Annotated in this window: 15 protein-coding genes; 10 read left to right on the top strand and 5 right to left on the bottom strand. The window is 69.4% G+C overall.

Going from position 1 to position 22,709, the window contains the following annotated elements; all coding sequences use genetic code 11:
• Positions 1-205: 205 nt before the first annotated feature.
• The 3 genes from AC07O8_RS15315 to AC07O8_RS15305 all read right to left on the bottom strand — a co-directional run bounded on the left by AC07O8_RS15315 (position 206) and on the right by AC07O8_RS15305 (position 7,187).
• Positions 206-2,326 carry an FUSC family protein gene (locus AC07O8_RS15315; RefSeq protein WP_495048841.1) on the bottom strand — a complete coding sequence of 707 codons (2,121 nt, stop codon included), beginning with the start codon at positions 2,324-2,326 and terminating at the stop codon, positions 206-208.
• Positions 2,326-4,911 carry a cyanophycin synthetase gene (cphA, locus tag AC07O8_RS15310; RefSeq protein ID WP_495048840.1) on the bottom strand — a complete coding sequence of 862 codons (2,586 nt, stop codon included), beginning with the start codon at positions 4,909-4,911 and terminating at the stop codon, positions 2,326-2,328. The genes AC07O8_RS15315 and cphA overlap by 1 nt, the downstream gene beginning before the upstream one ends.
• Before the next feature lie 98 nt (positions 4,912-5,009).
• Positions 5,010-7,187, bottom strand: a complete 2,178-nt coding sequence (locus AC07O8_RS15305) for a cyanophycin synthetase (RefSeq protein ID WP_495048839.1) — start codon at positions 7,185-7,187, stop codon at positions 5,010-5,012.
• Positions 7,188-7,440: 253 nt separating this feature from the next.
• On the opposite strand from AC07O8_RS15305, the gene AC07O8_RS15300 reads away from it, so the two are divergent.
• The 9 genes from AC07O8_RS15300 (at position 7,441) to AC07O8_RS15260 (ending at position 19,063) form a co-directional block, all read left to right on the top strand.
• Entirely contained in the window at positions 7,441-9,747 is a 2,307-nt protein-coding gene (locus AC07O8_RS15300) for a cyanophycin metabolism-associated ABC transporter (protein ID WP_495048838.1), read from the top strand.
• 18 nt (positions 9,748-9,765) lie between these two features.
• Positions 9,766-10,233 (top strand): cyanophycin metabolism-associated DUF1854 family protein, encoded by a 468-nt coding sequence (locus AC07O8_RS15295; RefSeq protein ID WP_495048837.1) that lies wholly within the window; start codon positions 9,766-9,768, stop codon positions 10,231-10,233.
• Between the two features lie 362 nt (positions 10,234-10,595).
• Positions 10,596-11,774 carry an isovaleryl-CoA dehydrogenase gene (locus AC07O8_RS15290; RefSeq protein ID WP_067277909.1) on the top strand — a complete coding sequence of 393 codons (1,179 nt, stop codon included), beginning with the start codon at positions 10,596-10,598 and terminating at the stop codon, positions 11,772-11,774.
• A gap of 132 nt (positions 11,775-11,906) precedes the next feature.
• Complete coding sequence (gene can / locus AC07O8_RS15285) at positions 11,907-12,584, top strand: carbonate dehydratase (protein ID WP_495048836.1); 678 nt, start codon at positions 11,907-11,909, stop codon at positions 12,582-12,584.
• 58 nt (positions 12,585-12,642) lie between these two features.
• Positions 12,643-14,466 (top strand): bifunctional isocitrate dehydrogenase kinase/phosphatase, encoded by a 1,824-nt coding sequence (aceK, locus tag AC07O8_RS15280; RefSeq protein WP_495048835.1) that lies wholly within the window; start codon positions 12,643-12,645, stop codon positions 14,464-14,466.
• A gap of 29 nt (positions 14,467-14,495) precedes the next feature.
• Entirely contained in the window at positions 14,496-15,674 is a 1,179-nt protein-coding gene (locus AC07O8_RS15275) for an acetyl-CoA C-acyltransferase (RefSeq protein ID WP_495048834.1), read from the top strand.
• An 11-nt stretch (positions 15,675-15,685) separates the two neighbouring features.
• Entirely contained in the window at positions 15,686-16,354 is a 669-nt protein-coding gene (locus AC07O8_RS15270; RefSeq protein ID WP_495048833.1) for an SDR family oxidoreductase, read from the top strand.
• A 129-nt stretch (positions 16,355-16,483) separates the two neighbouring features.
• A complete protein-coding gene (locus AC07O8_RS15265; protein ID WP_495048832.1) occupies positions 16,484-17,908 on the top strand; it encodes a hypothetical protein in 1,425 nt (474 codons plus the stop codon).
• Between the two features lie 24 nt (positions 17,909-17,932).
• Entirely contained in the window at positions 17,933-19,063 is a 1,131-nt protein-coding gene (locus tag AC07O8_RS15260) for an acyl-CoA dehydrogenase family protein (RefSeq protein WP_495048831.1), read from the top strand.
• A gap of 40 nt (positions 19,064-19,103) precedes the next feature.
• Here AC07O8_RS15260 and AC07O8_RS15255 read toward each other — a convergent pair whose 3' ends face one another.
• Complete coding sequence (locus tag AC07O8_RS15255) at positions 19,104-19,853, bottom strand: carbonic anhydrase (RefSeq protein ID WP_495048830.1); 750 nt, start codon at positions 19,851-19,853, stop codon at positions 19,104-19,106.
• A 326-nt stretch (positions 19,854-20,179) separates the two neighbouring features.
• Here AC07O8_RS15255 and AC07O8_RS15250 point away from each other — a divergent pair, with 326 nt between their 5' ends.
• Entirely contained in the window at positions 20,180-21,862 is a 1,683-nt protein-coding gene (locus AC07O8_RS15250; protein ID WP_495048829.1) for a PQQ-binding-like beta-propeller repeat protein, read from the top strand.
• A gap of 43 nt (positions 21,863-21,905) precedes the next feature.
• Here the strand turns inward: AC07O8_RS15250 and AC07O8_RS15245 are convergent, their stop codons facing one another.
• Positions 21,906-22,613 carry a hypothetical protein gene (locus AC07O8_RS15245; RefSeq protein ID WP_495048828.1) on the bottom strand — a complete coding sequence of 236 codons (708 nt, stop codon included), beginning with the start codon at positions 22,611-22,613 and terminating at the stop codon, positions 21,906-21,908.
• Positions 22,614-22,709: the final 96 nt, after the last annotated feature.

The raw sequence follows: 22,709 nt of genomic DNA, 5'->3' as shown, positions 1-22,709 counted from the left end.
GGGAGGCCGCTGGCCCTCACCCCCGCCCTCTCCCGCAAGCGGGAGAGGGAGCCAGAGGGCCGCAGCGCTTCCACCGCCGTCGGCGCTTGACACGGTTGCCCTCCCGCAGGCGGGAGAGGGAGTCAGAGGGCCGCAGCGTTTCTACTGCCGTAAGCGTTTGACACGGTTGCTCTCCCGCAAGCGGGAGAGGGAGCAAGAGGCGGCATTACTGCAGGCGCGACAGGGTCACGTCCGGCTCCGGTGGCGCGGCCATCGCGGCGAAGGCCGCATCGGCGGCCTCGCCCGCGCGGGCGGCGTCGTCCAGGCTCACCTGCAGCCGGCGACGCATCCACGGCCGCAGGTCCTCCAGCGGACCGACGTCGGGCAGCAGGCTCCAGTCCTGCAGGGCCTGCACCGCGTGCGGCACCGGCTCCTGGCCGACGAGCGCCCGCTGCAGCCGTCTGGCCGATTCCGGCAGCTCGGCCAGGAAGTCGGCGTCCAGGTCCTTCGCGCGGCGCATCAGGCTCTGCCGCATCATCGAGAGATGCGCCATCAGCCGGTAGCCGTGGTCGAGCACCGTGTTGAGTTCCTGCAGCGGCGGGCGCACGCGGCGCGGTTCGGCCGCGCTGCGCGTCAGCGCCGCGGACAAGGCGGCCAGCGCGTCGTAGGCCTGGCGCCGCGCCATGCGCTGCGTCAGCGCGCCGGCCGGCGTCATCGCCGCGGTCATCGCCTGCATCGCGTACTGCTGCAGCGCGCCGCGCGCCCGCTTGAGCGCGCGCGGCAGGTTGCGCCGCTCCCAGGCCGGCAGCACGTAGCTGAAGGCCCAGGCCAGGATCGCGCCCAGCACCGTGTCCGCGAGGCGCTCCGAGATCGCGATGCCGTGCGTCGGATCCGCCAGGTGCGATTGCAGCAGCGCCATCACCGTGGCCGCGATCGCGGTGATCAGGTAGCGGCGCGTGACGAACGCGTGCGCGATGCCGACCGCGATCTGCAGCACGACGATCCACAGCGTCTGGTTCGGGATCAGCGACAGCGCCAGCATCAGGCCGCAGCCGATCGCCGTGCCGAGCACCCGCATGTTGCGGCGTTCCAGCGTCTGGTCGAGGCTGCCGCGCAGCACCACCGCCACCGACAGCACCAGCCAGTGCGGATGCGAGGCCCAGGGCAGCGCGAGCGCGATGAAGTAGGCCGCCGACAAAGCCAGCGCGCTGCGCAGCGCGTGGCGCAACACGGGCGAGTCCAGATGCAGCTGCGCCTTCAGCAGGCCGATCGGCCAGCCCACCGGCGTCACGAAGCTGCGCAGCTCGCCGGCGTCCAGCGGCAGCGGCGGCAAGGGCAGGGCGGCGTCGAGCGCGCGGCCCATCGCCAGCACCTCGCCGTCCAGGTGGGACAGCCGGTCCTGCAGCACGAGCTGCAGGCGCGTGCGCGGATCCTGCGGCGGCAGGTCCGGCCATGGCGTCGGCCGGACGGTGTTCATCGCCGGCGCGCGCTCATCGAGCAGCGCGTCGCGGTACTCGTCCAGCAGCACGGAGAGCGCCCGCAGGCGGCCGACCAGCGCCGTCCGCATGTGCTGACCGACCGGGTCCTCGCCCAGCAGCTCCAGATCGAGGCGGCTCGCCAGCATCAGGTCGCGCAACTCGACGATGTGCAGCAGCACCGCCGCGCTGCGCGGATCGGTCTTCGCGCGCGGGAAGACCTGGTCGCGCGCCGTCTGCAGCAGTTCCGCCAGCTGGGCTTCGTTGCCCAGCCAGTCGCGCATCGCATGCGCCGCGCCGCCACTGCCCAGCAGCTCGGCGCGCGCGCTCAGCAGCTGCGCCAGGCCGTGCAGCGCGTCGGCCAGCGCGAGCCGGTGGAAGCGCCGCTGCAGCACCGCGCTGGAGATCACGCTCCACACGAGGTACAGCGCGATGCCCGCCGCGCCGCTGGCCAGCACGATGTGCAGCGGCTGGTGCGGCCACGCGAGCGCGAACACCATCGCCAGGATGGGCGCGAAGGACACGGGGCCGGCGCGCGGGCCCCAGCTCAGCAGCATGGCGCTGCCGAAGGCGAGCGCCGCGACCAGCGCGCCCATCGCGGCGTGATACGGATGCAGGACCGCGACCAGCCCCACGGCCAGCAGCGTCATGCCGCCGGCGGTGAGCACGCGGTTGCGGTTGCGCCGGACGCTGCCCGGCAGATCGGCCAGACTGGCGCAGATGGCGCAGGCCATCGCCAGCTGCGAGGCGATGTGCGACAACTCGGCCGGAGCCGCGCGCGACACGATCACCTGGACCAGCATCACCCCGAGGGCGACGCTGAGGCCGTTCCACCAGTGCGCCGGCCAGTGACGCCAGCGACCGGCCGCCATCAGGCTTCCCGGACGCGCTGGTTCAGATGGGCCAGGGCCTCTTCGACCTGGTCGACCAGCACCAGGCACAGGTCGCCCGGCTGCAGGCGTTCCAGCGCGCGGTCGATCGCGACGAACTCGCCGCGGATCTCCTCGATGTGCTTGGTCCGCGTCGCGCCCTTCAGGCCCTGCTGCAGCAGCGCCAGGACCTCGCCGTCCTCGCGGCCGCGCTGGCAGGCGTCCTGGAACAGGATGGCCTCGTCGAAGGCCTCGCCCAGGATCTGGGTCTGGATGCGGATGTCCTCGTCGCGGCGGTCGCCGGCGCCGGAGATCACCACCGAGCGCTTGTTGGCCGGCAGCGCCTGCACCGCCTGCACCAGCGCGCGCATCGCGTCGCCGTTGTGGCCGTAGTCGGCGATGACCGTCGCGCCGCGATAGTCCATCACGTTGAAGCGGCCCGGCACGCTGTCCGGATCGCTCATGAAGCTCGCCAGCCCGCGCCGGATCGTGTCCCAGTCCAGGCCCACGCCCCAGGCCGCCGCCACCGAGGCCATCGCGTTCTCGTTCTGGAACGGGATCGCGCCGCCGCGGGTGAAGGGGATGTCACGCAGCGGGATCGACTCGCGCCAGGCGCCCTGCGCCGCGACCAGCGCGTCGCCGTCGATGTAGACGCAGCGCTTGCCCTGCGCGCGGTGCGTCGCCATCAGCGGATGGTGGCGGTCGCTCGCGAAGAAGATCACCTGGCCGGGGCAGACCTCGGCCATCCTGGCCACGACCGGGTCGGCGGCGTTCAGCACCGCGTAGCCGTTGGGGGCCACGTTCTGCACGATCACGCGCTTGACCAGCGCCAGTTCCTCGACGGTGTTGAGGAAGTTCATGCCGAGGTGGTCGCCCTCGCCCAGGTTGGTCACCACCGCCACCTGGCAGCGGTCGAAGCCCAGGCCCTCGCGCAGCACGCCGCCGCGCGCGGTTTCGAAGACCGCGGCCTCGACGTCCGGATGCATCAGCACGTTGCGCGCGCTCTTCGGGCCGGAGCAGTCGCCGCTGTCGGTCTGGCGGCCGTCGACGTAGACGCCGTCGGTGTTGGTCATGCCTACGCGCAGGCCCTGCGTCGCGAACATGTGGGCGACCAGGCGCGACGTCGTCGTCTTGCCGTTGGTGCCGGTCACCGCGACGATGGGGATGCGGCCGTCCTCGCTCGCGCCGCCACGGTGGCCGCCGTAGATGCTGGAGATGATGGCCTCGCCCACGTCGCGGCCCTTGCCGTAGGACGGGCTCAGGTGCATGCGCAGGCCCGGGGCGGCGTTGACCTCGACGATGCCGCCGTTCTGTTCCTCGAGCGGCCTGAGCACGCTCTCGGCCACGACGTCGACGCCGCAGACGTGCAGGCCGACGACCGTCGCAGCGGCGATCGCGCGCGCGGCGACTTCCGGATGCACGTCGTCGGTCACGTCGGTCGCGGTGCCGCCGGTGGACAGGTTGGCGTTGTTGCGCAGGATCACGCGCTGGCCCTTGTCCGGCACGGATTCCGGGGTCAGGCCTTGCAGGTCCAGGCGCGCCATCGCGATGTCGTCCAGGCGGATCCGGGTCAGCGAAGTCGCGTGGCCGTCGCCGCGGCGCGGGTCCTCGTTGACCTTGTCGACCAGCTGGCGCACCGTGTGCACGCCGTCGCCGGTGACGTTGGGCGGATCGCGGCGGGCCGCGGCCACCAGCTTGTCGCCGACGACCAGCAGCCGGTAGTCGCTGCCGGGCAGGAACTTCTCGACCATCACCGTGCCGATCTCGTCCGCGGCCTTGTAGGCGATCTCCATGTGCTCGCGCGAGGCCACGTTGACCGTCACGCCCTTGCCCTGGTTGCCGTCCAGCGGCTTGACCACGACCGGCAGGCCGATCTCGAGCGCCAGCTCCCAGGCCTCGTCGACCGTTTCCACCGGCGCGCCGATGGGCACCGGCACGCCGGCCGACTGAAGCAGGCGCTTGGACAGGTCCTTGTCCTGCGCGATCGATTCGGAGACGGCGCTGGTCGCGTCCACCTCGGCGGCCCAGATGCGGCGTTGCTTCACGCCCCAGCCCAGCTGCACCAGCGAGCCCTGCGTCAGGCGCCGGAACGGGATGCCGCGCTTGCAGGCGGCGTCGACGATGGAACCGGTCGAGGGGCCGAGGCGGATGTCCTCGTCGGTCTCGCGCAGCGCCTTGACGGCGGCGTCGGCGTCGAAGGCGGCGCCCGACTGCGCGGCGTTGATCAGCTCGACGGCCTTGTCGAAGGCGGCGCGGCCGACGTCTTCCTCGCTGTACTCGACGACGACCTGGTAGGTGCCGGCTTCCGAGGTGGTGTGCGTGTGGCTGTAGGTCACCGGGCAGCCGGCCTGCGCCTGCAGCGCCAGGGCGGCCTGCTCCAGCACGTGGGCCAGGGTGATCGGCGTCTTGGCGGCGCTGGCCGGCCGCAGCGGGCCGATGCCGGGGAAGCGTTCGCGCAGGCGGGCCTCGAAGCCGGCCATGTCCGCGATGGTGCGTTCCGTGTCGCTGCAATGCACGACCGCTTCGATCGCGGTGTGGCGGCTCCACATGTTGGGACCGCGGAGGGCACGTGTGCGGGAGACTTCCATCTGTCGTCTTTCGGGTTCGACTGTTCTTTGAAGCGGCTTGCCGTGTGCAGCGTGTACAGCGTGTGCGGCGTGTGCGGCGTGATCGCGCTTCGGTTGGCTTACTGCGGCAGGTCCGGCACGAAGGTGTCCAGCCCGGCCGAGATCAGCTCGGGCGAGATGCCCATGGCCCAGCCGGTCGCGACCGCGGCCAGCACCGCGTCGGTCGCGATCTCCTGGCCGACCGCGCGGAAGCGGGCCTGCAGCGATTCGACGTTGGCGCCGGAGGTTTCCGACGTGCCCTGCGCCAGCATCGCGGCGCCGCCGCGCAGGAACACGCCGCGGCCTTCCTTGCCGCGGTGTTCCGTCAGCGCGGCGTTGCCGGCGTCCAGCGCATAGAGGATCACTTCGCCGTCGGAGAGCTCGGCCATCTCGGCCACCTTGGCCTCGTCGGCGTTCAGCACGGCGACGCCGTCGGACAGCACGACGTCGACCTGGGTGCGCAACACCTTGAAGAGCTGGTCCTCGGTCTGGATGTCGTGGTTGTCGAGCTCGGCCACGCGGCCGAGGTCGGTGACGACGCCGACCTGGCAGCGGTCGTAGGCCAGGCCGTCGCCGAGGATGGTGCCCGCGCCGTTCTCGACCACGATGGCGTCGACGGCGCGGTTCATCAGCAGGCGGTGGCTGGCGGCCCAGGTCGCGCTGGGCTTGCGCTCCACGCGGCGGGTGCCCAGGAACAGGCCGGCGCCGCAGGCCAGGCCGACATGGCGGCCGTTCAGGTGCAGCAGCCAGCCGACCAGGCGCGCGATCTGCGCCGTGCCGCGCGAGCCGGCCACGCCCACGATGGGGATGCGGCCGCTCTCGTCCTCGGCGAACAGGTGGTCGATGATGGCCTGGCCCACCGGCTGGGGCATGCCCTCGGCCGGCTTCAGGTGCATCAGCAGGCCGGGGCCGGCGTTGACCTCGACGATGGCGCCGCCGGTCTCGGACAGCGGCTTGGAGATGTCGCTGCAGACCAGGTCGACGCCGGCGATGTCCAGGCCGACGGTGCGCACCGCCAGCGAGACGGCGTGCGCCACTTCCGGATGGATCTGCGCGGTGCAGTCGATCGCGACGTTGCCGTTGCGCTGGATCAGCACGCGCTGGCCGGCTTCGGGCACGCCGTCGCCGGTCAGGCCCTGGCGCTGCAGGTCCAGCAGCACGACCGGGTCGCCGGTGATGTCGATGCGGTTGAGCGGGAAGTCCTCGGTCGTGCCGCGGCGCGGGTCGGTGTTGATCTGCAGGTCGATCAGTTGGACGACGGTGTGGGTGCCGTCGCCGGTGACCCAGGCCTCCTCGCCGCGGGCGGCGGCGACCACCTGGCCGCCGACGACCAGCAGCCGGTGCTCCATCCCGGGGATGTAGCGCTCGACCAGCACTTCGGAGCCTTCCTTGTCGGCGACGTGGAAGGCGGCCTCGACGTCGGCCTCATGGCGCAGGTCCAGCGTGACGCCGCGGCCGTGGTTGCCGTCGGACGGCTTCACGACGACCGGCAGGCCCAGGTCCTGGGCGACTTCCCAGGCCTCGGCGGCGGTCTTGACCGCCCGGCCGGCCGGCACCGGCACGCCGACCGACTTCAGCAATTCCTTGGTCAGGTCCTTGTCGCGCGCGATGCCCTCGGCGATCGCGCTGGTCATGTCGGTCTCGGCCGTCCAGATGCGGCGCTGGCGCGCGCCGTAGCCGAGCTGCACCAGGTTGCCGTCGTTCAGGCGGATGTGGGGGATGCGGCGGTCGGTGGCCGCGGCCACGATGGCGGCGGTCGACGGGCCGAGGTAGCAGTCGTCGAGCTTGTCGCGGATGGCGGTGACGGCGGCATCGACGTCGAAGTCGTCGCCGTTGATCGTCGCCATCAGGAGCGCGTGGCCCTGCTCCAGCGCGCAGCGGGCGACCTGCTCGTCGCGGGCGCGGAAGACCATGCGGTACACGCCGTGGCGCGAGGTGGAGCGCGTCTGGCCGAAACCGGTCGGCATGCCGGCCAGGTTGAGCAGCTCGATGACGATGTGCTCCAGCACATGGCCCATCCAGGTGCCCTCGGTGAGGCGCTGCAGGAAGCCGCCGCGCTCGCCGACGCCGCAGTGGTGCTCTTCCAGCGCCGGCAGGCGCCTGCACAGGCGTTCGGTGAAACCGGGGATGAGGTGGGAGGGGTGTTCTTCCAGGCCACCCAGGTCCAGCCAGGTTTCCAGCACCGGACGGTAGGTCCACATGTTGGGGCCGCGCAGGTAGTTGATGCGCAGGAGCTTGATGTCGTCGTGTCGGCTCATGAGGGGTGGAAACGTGGAAGGGGGCCGCCCGGCGGACCACCGGACAATGATGCGAAGCACAATTGTGCGCTTAAGCGAAAATTGTGCGAAACATGCCACGACCTGGGTGGACCGGGTCTTGCCCCAGGAAGGGGCGGTGGCAGAAAACTCCCGGGGAAGTCGCCCGGGAATCTCCCGAGAAATCTCCCGAGAAATCTCCCGAGAAATCGCCCGAGAAATCTCGTGTTCCGCAGATCGCCAAGAAGAATCACAAATGCAGCATTCACATCCTGTCGCGTTGGCCGGTGCCGGCGGTGTTCCGACCCTGGGGGGCTTCGAAACACGCCTGCGGCGTGGCGAGAACGTCCGGGCCTCGCTCGAGGTTGACCTGGACGGCCGCCTGCGCTTCTCGGCGGGCGGTCTGCGACTCACGGATCAGCGGCTGCTGGCGCTGGAGGCCCCGGCGGAGGGCCACGGCGACCCGGTCTTCCGGGAATGGCCGCTGACGCCCGACCTGAAGCTGGTGCTGTCCGACCACGCCGGGCTGGGCGCGCTGGAGCTGGTGGACGCCCGCGGCCGGCTGGCGCAGTGGCGTTTCACGATGAAGGCCAACCTGCAGGCGCAGCGCTTCCTGGACGCCTTCAACCGCCGCGACGAGGTCGAGGCCCGCCTGGACGAGGAGCCCGAGCTCTGCCCGAGCTGCCAGGCCGTGCTGCCCGAGGACAGCGAGGAGTGCCCCTCCTGCGCCCGCGAGCTGCACACGCCGCCGTCGACCTGGGTGCTGCTGCGGTTGTGGCGCTTCGCCGGGCCGTACCGGGGTCAGCTCTTGCTGGGCTTCCTGCTGATGCTGGGCGCGACCGGCGCGACGCTGGTGGCGCCTTATCTGGCGATGCCGCTGATGGACGACGTGCTGATCCCGTTCCAGCAGGGCAAGCAGATCGACACCATGCTGGTGGTCATGTACCTGGGCGGGCTGTTCGGGGCGGCGATCGTGTCCTGGATCCTGGGCTGGGCGAAGACCTACATCCTGGCGCTGGTGTCGGAGCGCATCGCCGCCGACCTGCGCACGGCCACCTTCGACCATCTGCTGGGCCTGTCGCTGGAGTACTTCGGCTCCAAGCGCACCGGCGACCTGATGAGCCGCATCGGCTCGGAGACCGACCGGATCAGCGTGTTCCTGTCGCTGCATGCGCTGGACTTCATCACCGACTGCCTGATGCTGGCGATGATCACGGCGATCCTGTTCCACACGAATCCGTGGCTGGCGCTGGCCACGCTGGTGCCGCTGCCCTTCATCGCGTGGCTGATCCACCTGGTGCGGGACAAGCTGCGCACCGGTTTCGAGAAGATCGACCGCGTCTGGGGCGAGGTGACCTCGGTGCTGGCGGACACCATCCCCGGCATCCGCGTGGTCAAGGCCTTCGCGCAGGAGCGCCGCGAGGCCGAGCGCTTCCGCAATGCCAACAAGCACAACCTGGTGGTCAACGACCGGCTGAACAAGACCTGGAGCCTGTTCACGCCCAGCGTCTCGCTGCTGACCGAGATCGGCCTGCTGGTCGTCTGGGCCTTCGGCATCTGGCTGATCGCGCATTCGCAGATCACGGTCGGTACGCTGACCGCCTTCCTGGCCTACATCGGGCGCTTCTACGGGCGGCTGGATTCGATGAGCCGGATCGTGTCGGTGACGCAGAAGGCGGCCTCGGGCGCGAAGCGGATCTTCGACATCCTGGACCACCATTCCAACGTGCCGGAGCCGACCCAGCCGGTGGTGCTGGACAAGGTGCAGGGCGAGCTGTCGCTGCAGGACATCGGTTTCCGCTATGGCAACCGGACGGTGATCCGCGACCTCAACCTGGTGATCAAGCCGGGCGAGATGATCGGGCTGGTCGGCCACAGCGGCTCGGGCAAGAGCACGATGGTCAACCTGATCTGCCGCTTCTACGACGTGACGGAGGGGGCGATCAAGCTCGACGGCGTCGACCTGCGGCGTTTCAAGCTGTCGGACTTCCGCCGGCACATCGGGCTGGTGCTGCAGGAGCCCTTCCTGTTCTTCGGCACGATCGCGGAGAACATTGCCTACGGCAAGCCGGACGCGACGCGCGACGAGATCGTCGCCGCGGCCCGCGCCGCGCATGCGCATGAATTCATCCTGCGGCTGCCGCAGGGCTATGACTCGCTGGTGGGCGAGCGGGGTCAGGGCTTGTCCGGCGGCGAGCGCCAGCGGATCTCGATCGCCCGCGCGCTGCTGATCGATCCGCGCATCCTGATCATGGACGAGGCGACCTCGGCCGTGGACACGGAAACCGAGAAGGAGATCCAGAAGGCGCTGGACAACCTGGTGCGGGGCCGCACGACGATTGCGATCGCCCACCGGCTGTCGACGCTGCGCAAGGCCGACCGGCTGGTGGTCATGGACCGCGGCGAGATCGTCGAGGTCGGGCCGCATGACGAGCTGATCGCCAAGCAGGGCGCCTACTGGCGCCTGTGGGAGGCGCAGGTCCGCCGCGTCGATGCGGAGGAGCAGGACAACGTCGTTGTCGTCGCGCCCAACGTCAACGTCCACACGGCCACGCAGGCCTGATCGCGCCGAGGTCCCTTCATGAACAACATCCAGACCCTGGCGCGCAACGCCTTCGGCCGGCTGATGCTGGTGGACGACGCCGGCCAGACCCACGACAACGTCACGCCCGTGCGGGCGCACCCGCTGAGCGCGCCGGACGAGGGACTCTCGCTGGTCGGCACCGACGGGCATGAGATCGCCTGGATCGACCGGCTCGCCGACCTGCCGCAGGCGCAGCGCGAGCTGCTGCAGGACGAGCTCGCGCATCGCGAGATGACGCCGACGGTGCTGAAGCTGCTGGACGTCTCGACCTTCTCGACGCCGTCGCAGTGGACCGTCGAGACCGATCGCGGCACGACCGCGTTCATCCTCAAGAGCGAGGAAGACATCCGGCGGATCGGGGAAGGGCGGCTGCTCATCGCCAGCTCCCACGGGCTGCACTTCCTGGTGCCCGATCGCTTCGCGCTGGATCGGCACTCGCGCAAGCTGCTTGAGCGCTTCCTCTGACGGAGACCGAGCGCAGCCTCGGGAATCCGGGCCGCCCCCGGCTCATACGCTCGGCAGGCTCCGCTAAATCGCCGGGGGCGGCCCGGCTTCCCGAGGCCCGATCCACCGGGCGTACCTCCTGATCCTGCTGATCCTCCAGATCCTTCTGATCGCGCCACCCTTCTTACTCCCTCTCCCGCTTGCGGGAGAGGGTAGGGGTGAGGGCTAGCGGCGGTGGCAGTACTGGAACCCTCTTAAGCATTTATGCGATAGCCGAGACGCGACGGACCTGCCCTACAATTGACGTTTACGTAAACGTAATACGAACAGCCCAGCGGGCGCCCCGGAGTGGCGTCCGCGGAGGCGGTCGAGGAGACAAACCCATGAGCCTGCCCGGTCTGAACTTCCATCTCGGTGAAGACATCGACGCGCTGCGCGATGCGGTGCGCGAGTTCGCCCAAGCCGAGATCGCCCCCCGCGCCGCGGAGATCGATCGCAGCGACCAGTTCCCGATGGACCTGTGGCGCAAGATGGGCGACGTCGGCGTCCTGGGCATCACCGTGCCCGAGGAATACGGCGGCGCCGCGATGGGCTACCTCGCCCACATGGTGGCCATGGAGGAGATCAGCCGCGCCAGCGCCTCGGTGGGCCTGAGCTACGGCGCCCACTCCAACCTGTGCGTCAACCAGATCAAGCGCAACGGCACCGACGCCCAGAAGCAGAAGTACCTGCCCAAGCTGATCTCGGGCGAGCACGTCGGTGCGCTGGCGATGAGCGAACCCGGCGCCGGCTCCGACGTCGTGTCGATGAAGCTGCGCGCCGAGGACAAGGGCGGCTACTACGTCCTCAACGGCAACAAGATGTGGATCACCAACGGTCCCGACGCGGACACGCTGGTCGTCTACGCCAAGACCGAACCCGAACTCGGCGCCCGCGGCATGACCGCCTTCCTGATCGAGAAGGGCATGAAGGGCTTCTCGATCGCGCAGAAGCTGGACAAGCTCGGCATGCGCGGCAGCCACACCGGCGAGCTGGTGTTCCAGGACGTCGAGGTCCCGGCCGAGAACGTGCTGGGCCAGGTCGGCGGCGGCACCAAGGTGCTGATGTCGGGCCTGGATTACGAGCGTGCCGTGCTGGCCGCCGGTCCGATCGGCATCATGCAGGCGGTGATGGACAACGTCGTCCCCTACATCCACGACCGCAAGCAGTTCGGCCAGTCGATCGGCGAGTTCCAGCTGATCCAGGGCAAGGTCGCCGACATGTACACCGTGCTGCAGGCCGCCCGCGCGTTCTGCTACACGGTCGGCAAGAACCTCGATGCGCTGGACGGCTCGCACGTCCGCCAGGTGCGCAAGGATTGCGCGTCCGTCATCCTCTGGTGCGCCGAGAAGGCCACCTGGATGGCCGGCGAAGGCATCCAGATCTTCGGCGGCAACGGCTACATCAACGAGTACCCGCTGGGCCGCCTCTGGCGTGACGCGAAGCTCTACGAAATCGGCGCGGGCACGTCCGAGATCCGCCGCATGCTGATCGGCCGCGAGCTCTTCGCCGAGACAATGTGACCCCCCCTACCGGCTTCGCCGGCCCCCCGAGGGGGCGCACCCGATGGCCTGGCAGAGCCAGTTCCATGGGGGCTGCTTGGTTGGAAAGCCGCATTCGCTACTGTCACGCCATGTGACGCGACAATGCTGGTCATGAGCACGACGAACGAACTGCAAGACCTGCTGGACAACAACAAGCGCTGGGCCACCGCGACTGAAGAACAGTCGCCCGGCTTCTTCTCGCGCTTGCTGAAGCAGCAGACGCCGCAATACCTCTGGATCGGCTGCGCCGACAGCCGCGTCCCGGCCAATGAGCTGGTGGACCTGCTGCCGGGCGAGCTCTTCGTTCACCGCAACGTGGCGAACGTCGTGGTCCATTCGGACCTGAACTGCCTGTCGGTCATGCAGTTCGCCGTGGACCAGTTGAAGGTCCAGCACATCATCATCGTGGGCCACAGCAACTGCGGCGGCGTGCGCGCCGCGCTGGAAGACCTGCGCGTCGGCCTGGTGGACAACTGGCTGCGCCACGTCCAGGACGTGCGCAACCACCATCAGGAATGGCTGGACCAGGTCGTCCCCGACCAGCGCGCCAATGCGCTGTGCGAGCTCAACGTGCTGGAGCAGGCCCGCAACGCCTGCCAGACGACCGTGGTCCAGGACGCCTGGGCGCGCGGCCAGTCGGTCGCCGTGCACGGCTGGGTCTACGGTCTGCACAACGGTCTGCTGAAGGACCTGAGCATCACCGTCGGCAAGGCCGAGGACGTCGGCCCCGCCTACCGCAGCGCGCTCGAGGCGCTGCACCGCCGCTACGAGGCGGCGATGGGCCGCTGAGCCCGCGCGGCCGCCGAGCGCAACCCAGCGATCACGACCGGGACGGAGCAAGACACCGATGTTCCCTCACGAGCTCAACGATCCGCGGGCCTTCGAGATCGCGCAGGCGATGCTCGAAGGCTTCGACAAGCACTACCGCCTGTTCCGCGCGGCGTCCGCGACCGCCAAGCAGCGCTTCGAGCAGGCCGATTGGCACGGCCAGCAGCGCGCGCAGCGCGAGCGCATCGAGTTCTACGACCTGCGCGTCGACGAGGCCGTCCTGGAACTGGAACAGCGCTTCCACACCAGCGCGCTGCCCAGCGAGGTCTGGCAGCAGGTCAAGCTGCACTACATCGGACTGCTGACCAAGCACCTGCGGCCGGAGCTCGCCGAGACCTTCTTCAACTCGGTCACGACGCGCATCCTCCACCACAGCTACTTCCACAACGAGTTCATCTTCGTCCGGCCGGCGATCTCCACCGAGTTCATCGAGAACGAGGAGCCCGCCGCCCAGCCGACCTACCGCTGCTACTACCCCTCGCAGGACACGCTGCGCGACACCTTCATGCGCTTCGTCTGGAACTTCCAGCTGGCGCTGGAGTTCGAGGACCTCGGCCGCGACATCGACCTGGTGCTGGCGGCCGTCGGCCAGGAACTCGGCGCCTTCCGCTGGCGGACCAACTTCCAGGTGCAGGTGCTGTCCTCGCTGTTCTTCCGCAACAAGGGCGCGTATATCGTCGGCAAGATCATCAACGGCTTCACCGAGACGCCGTTCGCGCTGCCGATCCTGCACAAGGAATCGACCGACGGCCAGACGGAGCGGCAGCTCTACATCGACGCGGCGCTGTTCGGCGAGGACGAGCTGCAGATGCTGTTCAGCTTCGCGCGGGCCTACTTCCTCGTCGACATGGAAGTGCCCAGCGCCTACGTGCAGTTCCTGCGCTCGCTGATGCCGCGCAAGCCGCGCTCGGAGATCTACGCGACGCTGGGGCTGCAGAAGCAGGGCAAGAACCTCTTCTACCGGGACTTCCTCAACCACCTGCGCCACAGCAGCGACAAGTTCCGCATCGCGCCCGGCATCAAGGGCATGGTGATGCTGGTCTTCGACCTGCCGTCCTACCCGTTCGTGTTCAAGGTCATCAAGGACTTCTACCCGCCGCAGAAGGACACGACGCGCGAGCAGATCCAGTCCAAGTACCTGCTGGTGAAGCAGCACGACCGCGTCGGACGCATGGCCGACACGCTGGAGTACACGCGGGTCGCGTTCCCGCGCAACCGCTTCGAGGACGAGCTGGTGGCCGAGCTGAAGCACTTCTGCCCCTCGCTGCTGGAGGAGACCGGCGACGACCTGGTCATCAAGCACCTCTACATCGAGCGCCGCATGGTGCCGCTCAACATCTACCTGCAGGAAGCGTCGCCGGCGCAGCTGGCGCACGCGGTGGTTGAGTACGGCAACGCGATCAAGGACCTGGTGGCGGCCAACATCTTCCCCGGCGACATGCTGTGGAAGAACTTCGGCGTGACGCGCCACGGCAAGGTCGTGTTCTACGACTACGACGAGATCGAGTACCTGACCGACTGCAACTTCCGCAAGGTGCCCGAAGCCCGCAACGAGGAAGACGAGATGTCGGGCGAGGTCTGGTACACGGTCAACAAGCACGACGTGTTCCCGGAAACCTTCGGCCCGTTCCTGCTCGGCCATCCCGGCGTGCGCGACGTCTTCATGGCGCACCACGCCGACCTGCTCGATGCCGCGTTCTGGCAGACCCACAAGGAGCGCATCCTGGCGGGTCACGTCGAGGACGTGTTCCCGTACGACCCGCACAAGCGCTTCCACGTCCGCGACGTCGCACCGGCGCTGAAGGTGCCGGAGTCGCAGGACCGCGAGCTTCCCATCCACTGAACACACAGGCTTTCTAGAAGGAGACCCCCATGTCCGATTCCATCGTCATCGTTTCCGCCGCCCGCACGCCGATCGGCGGCCTGCTGGGCGACTTCGCCGGTCTGGCCGCGTGGGAGCTGGGCGCCGTCGCCATCAAGGCGGCCGTCGAGCGCGCCGGCATCCCGACCGACTCGATCGAGGAAGCCTTCCTCGGCAACTGCCTGATGGCCGGCCAGGGTCAGGCCCCGGCGCGTCAGGCCGTGCTGAAGGCGGGCCTGCCGCAATCGGTGGGCGCGGTGACGCTGTCCAAGATGTGCGGCGCCGGCATGCGCGCGACGATGTTCGCGCATGACACGCTGAAGGCGGAGAGCGCCGACATCCTGATCGCCGGCGGCATGGAGTCCATGACCAACGCGCCGCACCTGATGTTCGCGCGCAAGGGCGTGAAGTACGGCGCCGCGCAGATGTACGACCACATGGCGCTGGACGGCCTGGAAGACGCGTACGAGCGCGGCAAGGCCATGGGCGTCTTCGCCGAGCAGTGCGTCGACAAGTACGCCTTCACGCGCGAGGCGCAGGACCAGTTCGCGATCGCGTCGACGGAGCGCGCCAAGCGTGCGAACGAGGACGGCAGCTTCGCGTGGGAGATCGCGCCGGTGACCATCGCCGGCCGGGGCGGCGACACGGTGATCTCGCGCGACGAGCAGCCGTTCAAGGCCAAGCTGGACAAGATCCCGACGCTGAAGCCGGCGTTCAAGAAGGACGGCTCGATCACGGCCGCAACCTCGTCGTCGATCTCCGACGGCGCCGCCGCGATGGTGCTGATGCGCGAGTCCACCGCGAAGAAGCTCGGCGTGACGCCGATCGCCCGCATCGTCGGCACGGCGGTGCATGCGAACGCGCCGGAGTGGTTCACGACCGCGCCGGTCGGCGCGATCCAGAAGCTGCTGGCCAAGAACAACTGGGACGCGAAGAGCGTCGACCTGTGGGAAGTCAACGAGGCCTTCGCCGCGGTCACCATGGCGGCGATGGCCGAGTTCAAGCTGCCGCACGAGATCGTCAACGTCAATGGCGGCGCCGTGGCGCTGGGTCACCCGATCGGCGCGTCGGGCGCCCGCATCCTGGTCACGCTGCTGGGCGCGCTGAAGCACCGCGGCCTGAAGCGCGGCGTCGCGGCGCTGTGCATCGGCGGCGGCGAAGCGACCGCCGTCGGCGTCGAACTGATCTGAGGACGGACCGGATGACGCAAGTCCTCATCATCGGCGCGTCGCGGGGCATCGGCCTCGAGCTCGTGAAGCAGCACCGCGAGCGCGGCGACACCGTCGTCGCCACCGCGCGGGACGACGCCAGCCTCGAGAAGCTGAAGGCGCTCGGCGCGACCGCGATCAAGCTCGAGGTGTCCGACGTGGTCAGCATCGCCGGCCTGGCCTGGCAGCTCGACGGCTACCAGTTCAACCGCGTCCTGTACGTGGCCGGCCTCTACGGTCCGAAGACGATCGGCCTGCAGCCGCCGAGCGCGGCCGACTTCGACGCCGTCATGCACACCAACGTGCTGGGCCCGATGCGCGTGCTGCCGCAGCTGCTGGACGCGCTCGCGCCGGACGCGCGCATCGGCATCCTGTCCTCGCGGATGGGCTCGCTGACGCTGCGCGCGAACTCGGCGGGCTGGGTGTATCGCGCGTCGAAGGCGGCGGTGAACTCGGTGATGAAGGACCTCTCGCTGACGCTCGACGGCCGCGCGATCTGCGTCAGCCTGCACCCGGGCTGGGTCAAGACCGACATGGGCGGCCAGGAGGCCGACATCGACGTCGCCACCAGCGCGTCCAGCCTGCGCGCGGTGCTCGACGGCCTGAAGCCGGGCGACAACGGCGGCTTCTTCAACTACGACGGCAGCCCGCTGCCCTGGTAACGCTGCCGCCCGGAAGACCGAGCGCGCGCCTCCCTCTTTCCCCCTCTCCCGCTTGCGGGAGAGGGCAGGGGTGAGGGCAGCGGTCGTCCGATACGCGCTGACCACAGATCGAGATTCAGGGAGAGAACGATGAAGCGTTGGGCTCGCGTGACGCTGAAGATCCTGGGCGGTCTGCTGCTGGGCGTGGTCACGCTCGCGGCGGCCTGGGCGGCGTTCAACAACCGGCTGGTCGACGACGCGCCGCGTCCGGTGCCGGACGCGTTGCGCGTGCCGGCCATGACGCTGCCGCCGGAGCGCAACGCGTTCTTCGCGCTGATCGGCCTGACGTCCGCCGGCGACGATCCGCAGGCGGCGGGTCTTCAGCGCTGGGCCGTGATCGACGCCGGCGCGATCGATGTGCGCGAGCCGCCGGCGCCGCGGAAATGGCCGTCGTCGGCGCCGCGCAGCCCCGCCGTCGACGCTTGGCAATGCGACGCGCAGACGCAGGATTGCGTCGCCGTCTGGACGCGCGAGGCCGTCGGCCTGCGCGCGTTGATCGACGCCCATGCCGAGCTCGGCGGTCGCTGCGAAGCGCTCGCGCGGCCCGGCATGGTCCTCGAGGAACCGATGGTCACGCCGCGCGCGGAACTCAAGACCGCCGGCGACAGCTACTCGCGGCGCGCGAGCGGATCGACCTGGCACGGATCGGTGAGCTGTCTGCGCTGGCTGGAGATCCGCGCCGCGCTGGCGGGGCAGTCGGGTGACACCGCCGCGATGCTGGGCTTCACCAGACAGGCCGAAGCCCTGACGGGCGCGATGCTCGCCGGCACGCGCACGCTGATCGGCATCGGCGTCTCGGGCGCGATGGCCCGCATCCACTGGCGTGTCGTCACTGATCTGGCTGCGCGTTATCCGGCAGCCGGAGCCGAGCTGAGCGCCATGCTGCGGCCGTTGCCGGCGCAGGCGCTCGACGCCTCCCACTGGATCCGCAGCGAATCCCAGTTCGGCCGGGAATCCGTCCGGGAGTTCGCTTGCTACGACGAAGGGGTGAATCCCTACGCCGCGCCGTCGGTCACGCCGATGCGCTGCGAGCCGCAGTTCTTTTCAATGCCCCACGCGACGCAGCACCTCATGGACGCGCAGTGGGCGCAGGCGCAGGAAAAGGCCGGCGAAGGGCCGCTGAACCTGCTCGACTGGCAGCCGGCTCCGGCCGCGAACTGGGTGCTCGGCGTGCCGTGGCGCAACTCGATCGGCGGCATGCTGGTGTCGGCCGCAGCGACCGGTTACCCGACCTATGCGCGCAGACAGGCCACGCTGCTGCTGCTCAACGAAGCCGCCCGCCTCGCGCTGGCGGCCGGCGCGGTCGAGCCCGCGAAGCGTTCGGCCTGGCTGTCGCATCAACCGATGGACGCCCGCGTGCGCGAGCGTCTCGCCATCGACGGCGATCACGTCGTCGCGCGCCTGTGGGCGCCCGTGTCCAGCCAGGACACGCTCCGCTACCGCATTCCCTCCGGCGCCACGAGCGCCGCCACCGTCACGGGATCCAACCCGGATCCCGCTCCGTCCAAAAGCTGACCAAGAGCTGACCAAGAGCTGACCATGCTGCTTTCCGAAGACCACCGCGCCGTTCAGGACGCCGTCCGCGCCTACGTGCAAGACCAGATCGCGCCGAAGGCGGCCGCGTGGGACAAGTCCCACCAGTTCCCGGCGGAGGAGCTCAAGGGCCTGGCCGCGCTGGGCTGCTACGGCGTGGCCGTGCCGACCGAGTACGACGGCGCGGGCCTGGACTACCTGGCGCTGGCGATCATCCTGGAAGAGATCGGCGCCGGCGACGGCGCGACCTCCACCGTCGTGAGCGTCAACAACTGCCCGGTGTGCAGCATCCTGATGGCCTTCGGCAACGAGGACCAGAAGCAGCGCTTCCTCAAGCCGCTGGCGCGCGGCGACATGCTGGGCGCGTTCTGCCTGACCGAGCCTCACGTGGGCTCCGAAGCCGGCGGATTGAAGACCACCGCCGTCCTCGACGGCGACGCCTACGTGCTCAACGGCGTCAAGCAGTTCATCACCAGCGGCAAGAACGGCGACGTCGCCATCGTCATGGCGGTGACCGACAAGGCGGCGGGCAAGAAGGGCATCTCGGCCTTCCTCGTCCCGACGACCACGCCCGGCTACGTCGTGGCGCGCATCGAGGACAAAATGGGCCAGCACGCCAGCGACACGGCGCAGATCCTGTTCGAGAACTGCCGCGTGCCCGTCGCCAACCGGCTGGGCGAGGAAGGGCAGGGGCTCAAGATCGCGCTGTCCGGGCTGGAAGGCGGCCGCATCGGCATCGCGTCGCAGTCGGTGGGCATGGCGCGCGCGGCCTTCGAGGCGGCGCTGCGCTACAGCAAGGAACGCGTCGCCTTCGGCGTGCCGATCTTCGAGCACCAGGCCATGCAGCACAAGCTCGCCGACATGGCCACGCAGATCGAGGCCGCGCGCCAGCTGATCTGGCATGCCGCCGCGCTGAAGGACGCCGGCCAGCCCTGCCTGAAGGAAGCGGCGATGGCCAAGCTCTTCGCCAGCGAGATGGCGGAGCGCGTCTGCTCCGCCGCGATCCAGGTCCACGGCGGCTACGGTTATGTCAGCGATTTCCCGGTCGAGCGGATCTACCGCGATGTCCGCGTGACGCAGATCTACGAAGGTACGTCCGAGGTGCAGAAGATCCTGATCGGCCGCGCGCTGGCCTGAGCGGGCCGGCGGGCCGGCCAGCCAGCCAGCCCGAGCCGGCTCATTCGCTTTCCTGGACCAGACGCGCGTTGAGAGCTTGCACCGGCCGCGCGTTCTTGCCGACCAGCTGGCGGAACGCGGCGATCTGGCGGGACGACAGCGTCACCGCTTCCTTCAAGACCATCCAGTGCACGCCCTCCGAGCAGGGCGGCGTGGTCAGCGAGCCGGCGAAGTCGTAATAACCCAGCGACTTCGGCAGCAGGGCGGCGAGGTCCAGCGACAGGTCCTCCACGGTGATCGTCTCGCCCACGCGCGGCAGGTGCTGGAACACCGGTTCCCACGCCGCATTCGAACGCCCCGCGCGGATCAGCACCGCCACCACGCCGAGTTTCCCCGCCGCGTTCTTGTGGACGAAGTGCGCCACCATCGGCTCCGACTTGCCGTCGATGTGTTCCTCGCTGGGCGTGTGGAAGTGGAACTGCAGCAGTTCGTAGGTCTGGCCGCCGACCTCCAGCGTGTTGCCGGCGGGCAGGTTCACCTGCACCGTGTGACCGTTGTTCCAGATCGTCGGCGCGGCGTTGCCGTAACGGAAGTCGAGGCGCGGCAGGGCGGTCTTCACCGGCTTGACGATGTTGATCGGGCTCTGCTGGTGGCCGGAGGCGCACTCGGCGAACGAGGGGTCGATCGCGCCCCAGTGGGCGGCGCCTTTCTCGCCCGTGTAGGCCCATGGGGGCGCGGCGGTCGCGGGCAGGGTGCAGGACAGGAGACCGGCCGACAGGACGGCGAACAGGGCGCGTGCGTGAAGGGTCATGAGGAGCTCGAGGGGCTGATGGCGTGGAACGGCCAAGGACGGCTCCCGACAAAGGGTGTCCGACGGCGGCCGCAGGGCGGCGTTCGTGTCGTGATCACAACGTCATGAACGCGTCGGTCTGAGTGCATCCACAGCGAACATTCGTTCGGCGGCGCGAAGCCTCCGCGTCGTGCGCGATTCACGCTTTCGGACGCTCTCAGCGTTTTCCCGCCCCTCTTCAGTCGGCTTGCTCCCGCGCGGCCCGCCAAGTACATTCCGGCGCCGATGGCGACAAGACCTGACCCCGGCGCGGGGATCCGGCACCGCCGTCGATCAGGGAGAAATTCATGTTGTCGACGATCCGGCGGCGCCTGCCCGCCATGGGAAATCTGCTCGCACCGATGCTGGTGCTGATGGGCGCGGTGATGCTGACGGGATGCGGGGGCGCCGTGAAGGACGTCCTGACCGACACCCGGGACCTGTACCAGCTCGACAAGGGCAATGCCGACTGCACGGTCGACCAGCCGACCGGGACCTGCCAGGACGTCAAGATCCTGGCGTCCAAGCGGCACACCTTCAACAACGACTTCCGCCCGCAATGGGTGGAGAAGCCGGACACGGCCGGCGGGAGCCGCGTCATCGACCATGTCTACCGGGACCCGCTGCCCAATGGCGACATGCAGCTGAGCGTCGGTTTCAATGCCAGGTATCGCCCGGGCGTGTACACCGGCACCATCGAGCTGTCCGCCCTCAGCCTGGACCCGTTCACCGATTGGCTGCCGACGAAGATCCGTTACCGGCTGGAGATCGGCAGCGGCGGCACCACGAACCTGACCACCCTGCCCGCCGTGATTGCGGGAGGGGGCGACTGGGCAAGCTTCGGTGGCAACGGTGCGCGCACCGGCCATGTGCCGGTGTCGCTGGACGCGACGAAGTTCAATGCGCGCTGGACGCGCTGGATCGTCGGCCCGGGGACCGTGTTCGGAGAGGGGGTTCAACTGGGCCAGGGGCTGATCGCGGTGCCCGACCTGGCCACCGGCGGCGGTGCCGTGACCAGCAATGCGACGGTGATCTCGCTCAAGGACGGCACCGACCTGTGGAAGGGTTTGCTGCCGGAGAACCCGACCCAGGTGATCGGACAGGGCACGCGCTTGTACTGGGGCGCCGCGAGCGGTCGGGTGATGGTGACGTCGACGACCGCGGCGACGCTGCTCGGCGATCACACGTCCAAGGGCAACACGCCGGTGGCGGCGGGCTGGACCTTCGCGGGCGGACGGCTGCTGATGCCGACGGATCCGGAGGTGAACTACCTGTCCGCACTGGACGTGGCCGATGTCAAGACGCCGGTGTGGACGACGACCTTGTCCGATCGGATCACGGGCGTGAACTTCATTGCCTGGGGCGCCACCGCCGACACGAACGCTGGCCTGGCCTACGTGAGCGCGGGCGGCGTGTACCGGGCGCTGCGTCTGAGTGACGGCACGATCCAGGCGGAGGCGCAGGTGCCGACGCGGGAGAACATCGGCATCGGTCAGGTCTCGACCTTCCAGGCGCCGGTGCTGCCGGACGATGGCGTGAGCGCCATCCTGCTGAGCCATCGTGATCTGGCGCGGGGGAGCATCGAGCAGAACCACCTGACGGTCGTGGATCGCGCCAGCGGCGCGCAGCGCTGGGACGTGTCGGGTCAGTTCATGGACCACCCGGTGACGGCGCGCGGTGTGGTGTATGCCTCCAACCAGCTCACCAAGTCGGTGGAGGCGCGCAGCCTGGCCGACGGCACGCTGCTGTGGACCTGGGCCATGCCGGCGACGGACGGCTACTGGCAGCGGCAGATGGTCCTGACGGACACCCACCTGTTCGTGTCAACCGACAAGCAGACCGTCGCGATCGATCTGGCGACGCGCACCGCGGCGTGGCAGGCGCCGGTGGGCGGCTGGCTCGGCCTGACGCCGGAAGGCGTGCTGGTGGTGTTCTCGTCGGAGGGCGGCACGAACCAGCTGTCGGCGGTGAGAGCCTTCAACCTGCGTTGAGCGCCATAACGACAGGGATTGCCGGCGGGCGGTGATTCGCGCGTCATTCCTCGTCGATGTTCAGCCCCGATTGCCACACCGGCAGGGCTGCGTCGAACATCGACGGCGCGCTTCCCAGCGCTTTCGGATCCCGGGCCAGCTTGATCCAGGTCAATGTGTCATGGTGGCTGCCCGGCAGCAGGTCACGGCTGCGCTCCTGCATCAACCAGCCGTGCAGCACGGCGTACTGGTCCGGGTGACGCTGCGCAGTCCAGCCCAACGCGACGAGGTCGCCATAACCTTCCTCGCGACGCACGGACTTCATCGACAGGTAGGCGCGCTGCAGGTCCGGGCTCAGGCCGTCCGGCACCGGCGTGGCCGAGAAGCCGGCCGGCAGGTGGAACCAGGCGCCTTCCAGGTAGCGGCGGCAATGGCCGAGCTCATGCGCCGCCATCAGTTCGAGTGCGCTGTCCTCCAAGCCCGCCGGCAGGCGCTGCGTCGCCGCCTCGCCCTCGGGGTTGCCGCGCAGGCTGAGGACGAACTTGCAGCGGCCGTCCTTGAAGCCCAGCGCCAGCGGCGCGGCTTCGGGCGCGTCCTGCGGCTGCACGACGACGTCGACCGGCATGCCCGAGGTCCTGGCGTGCTGAAGCACCGGGGTCATGCCCGCGATCCAGCGCTGTTCCAGCGCCGTCAGGCCGGCGGCGTGAGCGGTCGTCGAGACGACGGTGAGGGCGGCGGCGAGCGCGGCAAGCGCGGCGAAAGACTTCTTCATCACGGCTCGGGTCCTGCAAGCAAGAAAGCAGAGCACCGATAGTGACGGGACCTGCGGCCGTTGTGGGCGCGCGGCTCCGCATGCGAGCCGGGGTCG

It is taken from the genome of Roseateles sp. GW821-FHT09G09 (assembly GCF_059415965.1).
The sequence above is the reverse complement of the archived record's forward strand: the minus strand, read 5'-3'. Positions and strand labels throughout refer to the sequence as shown.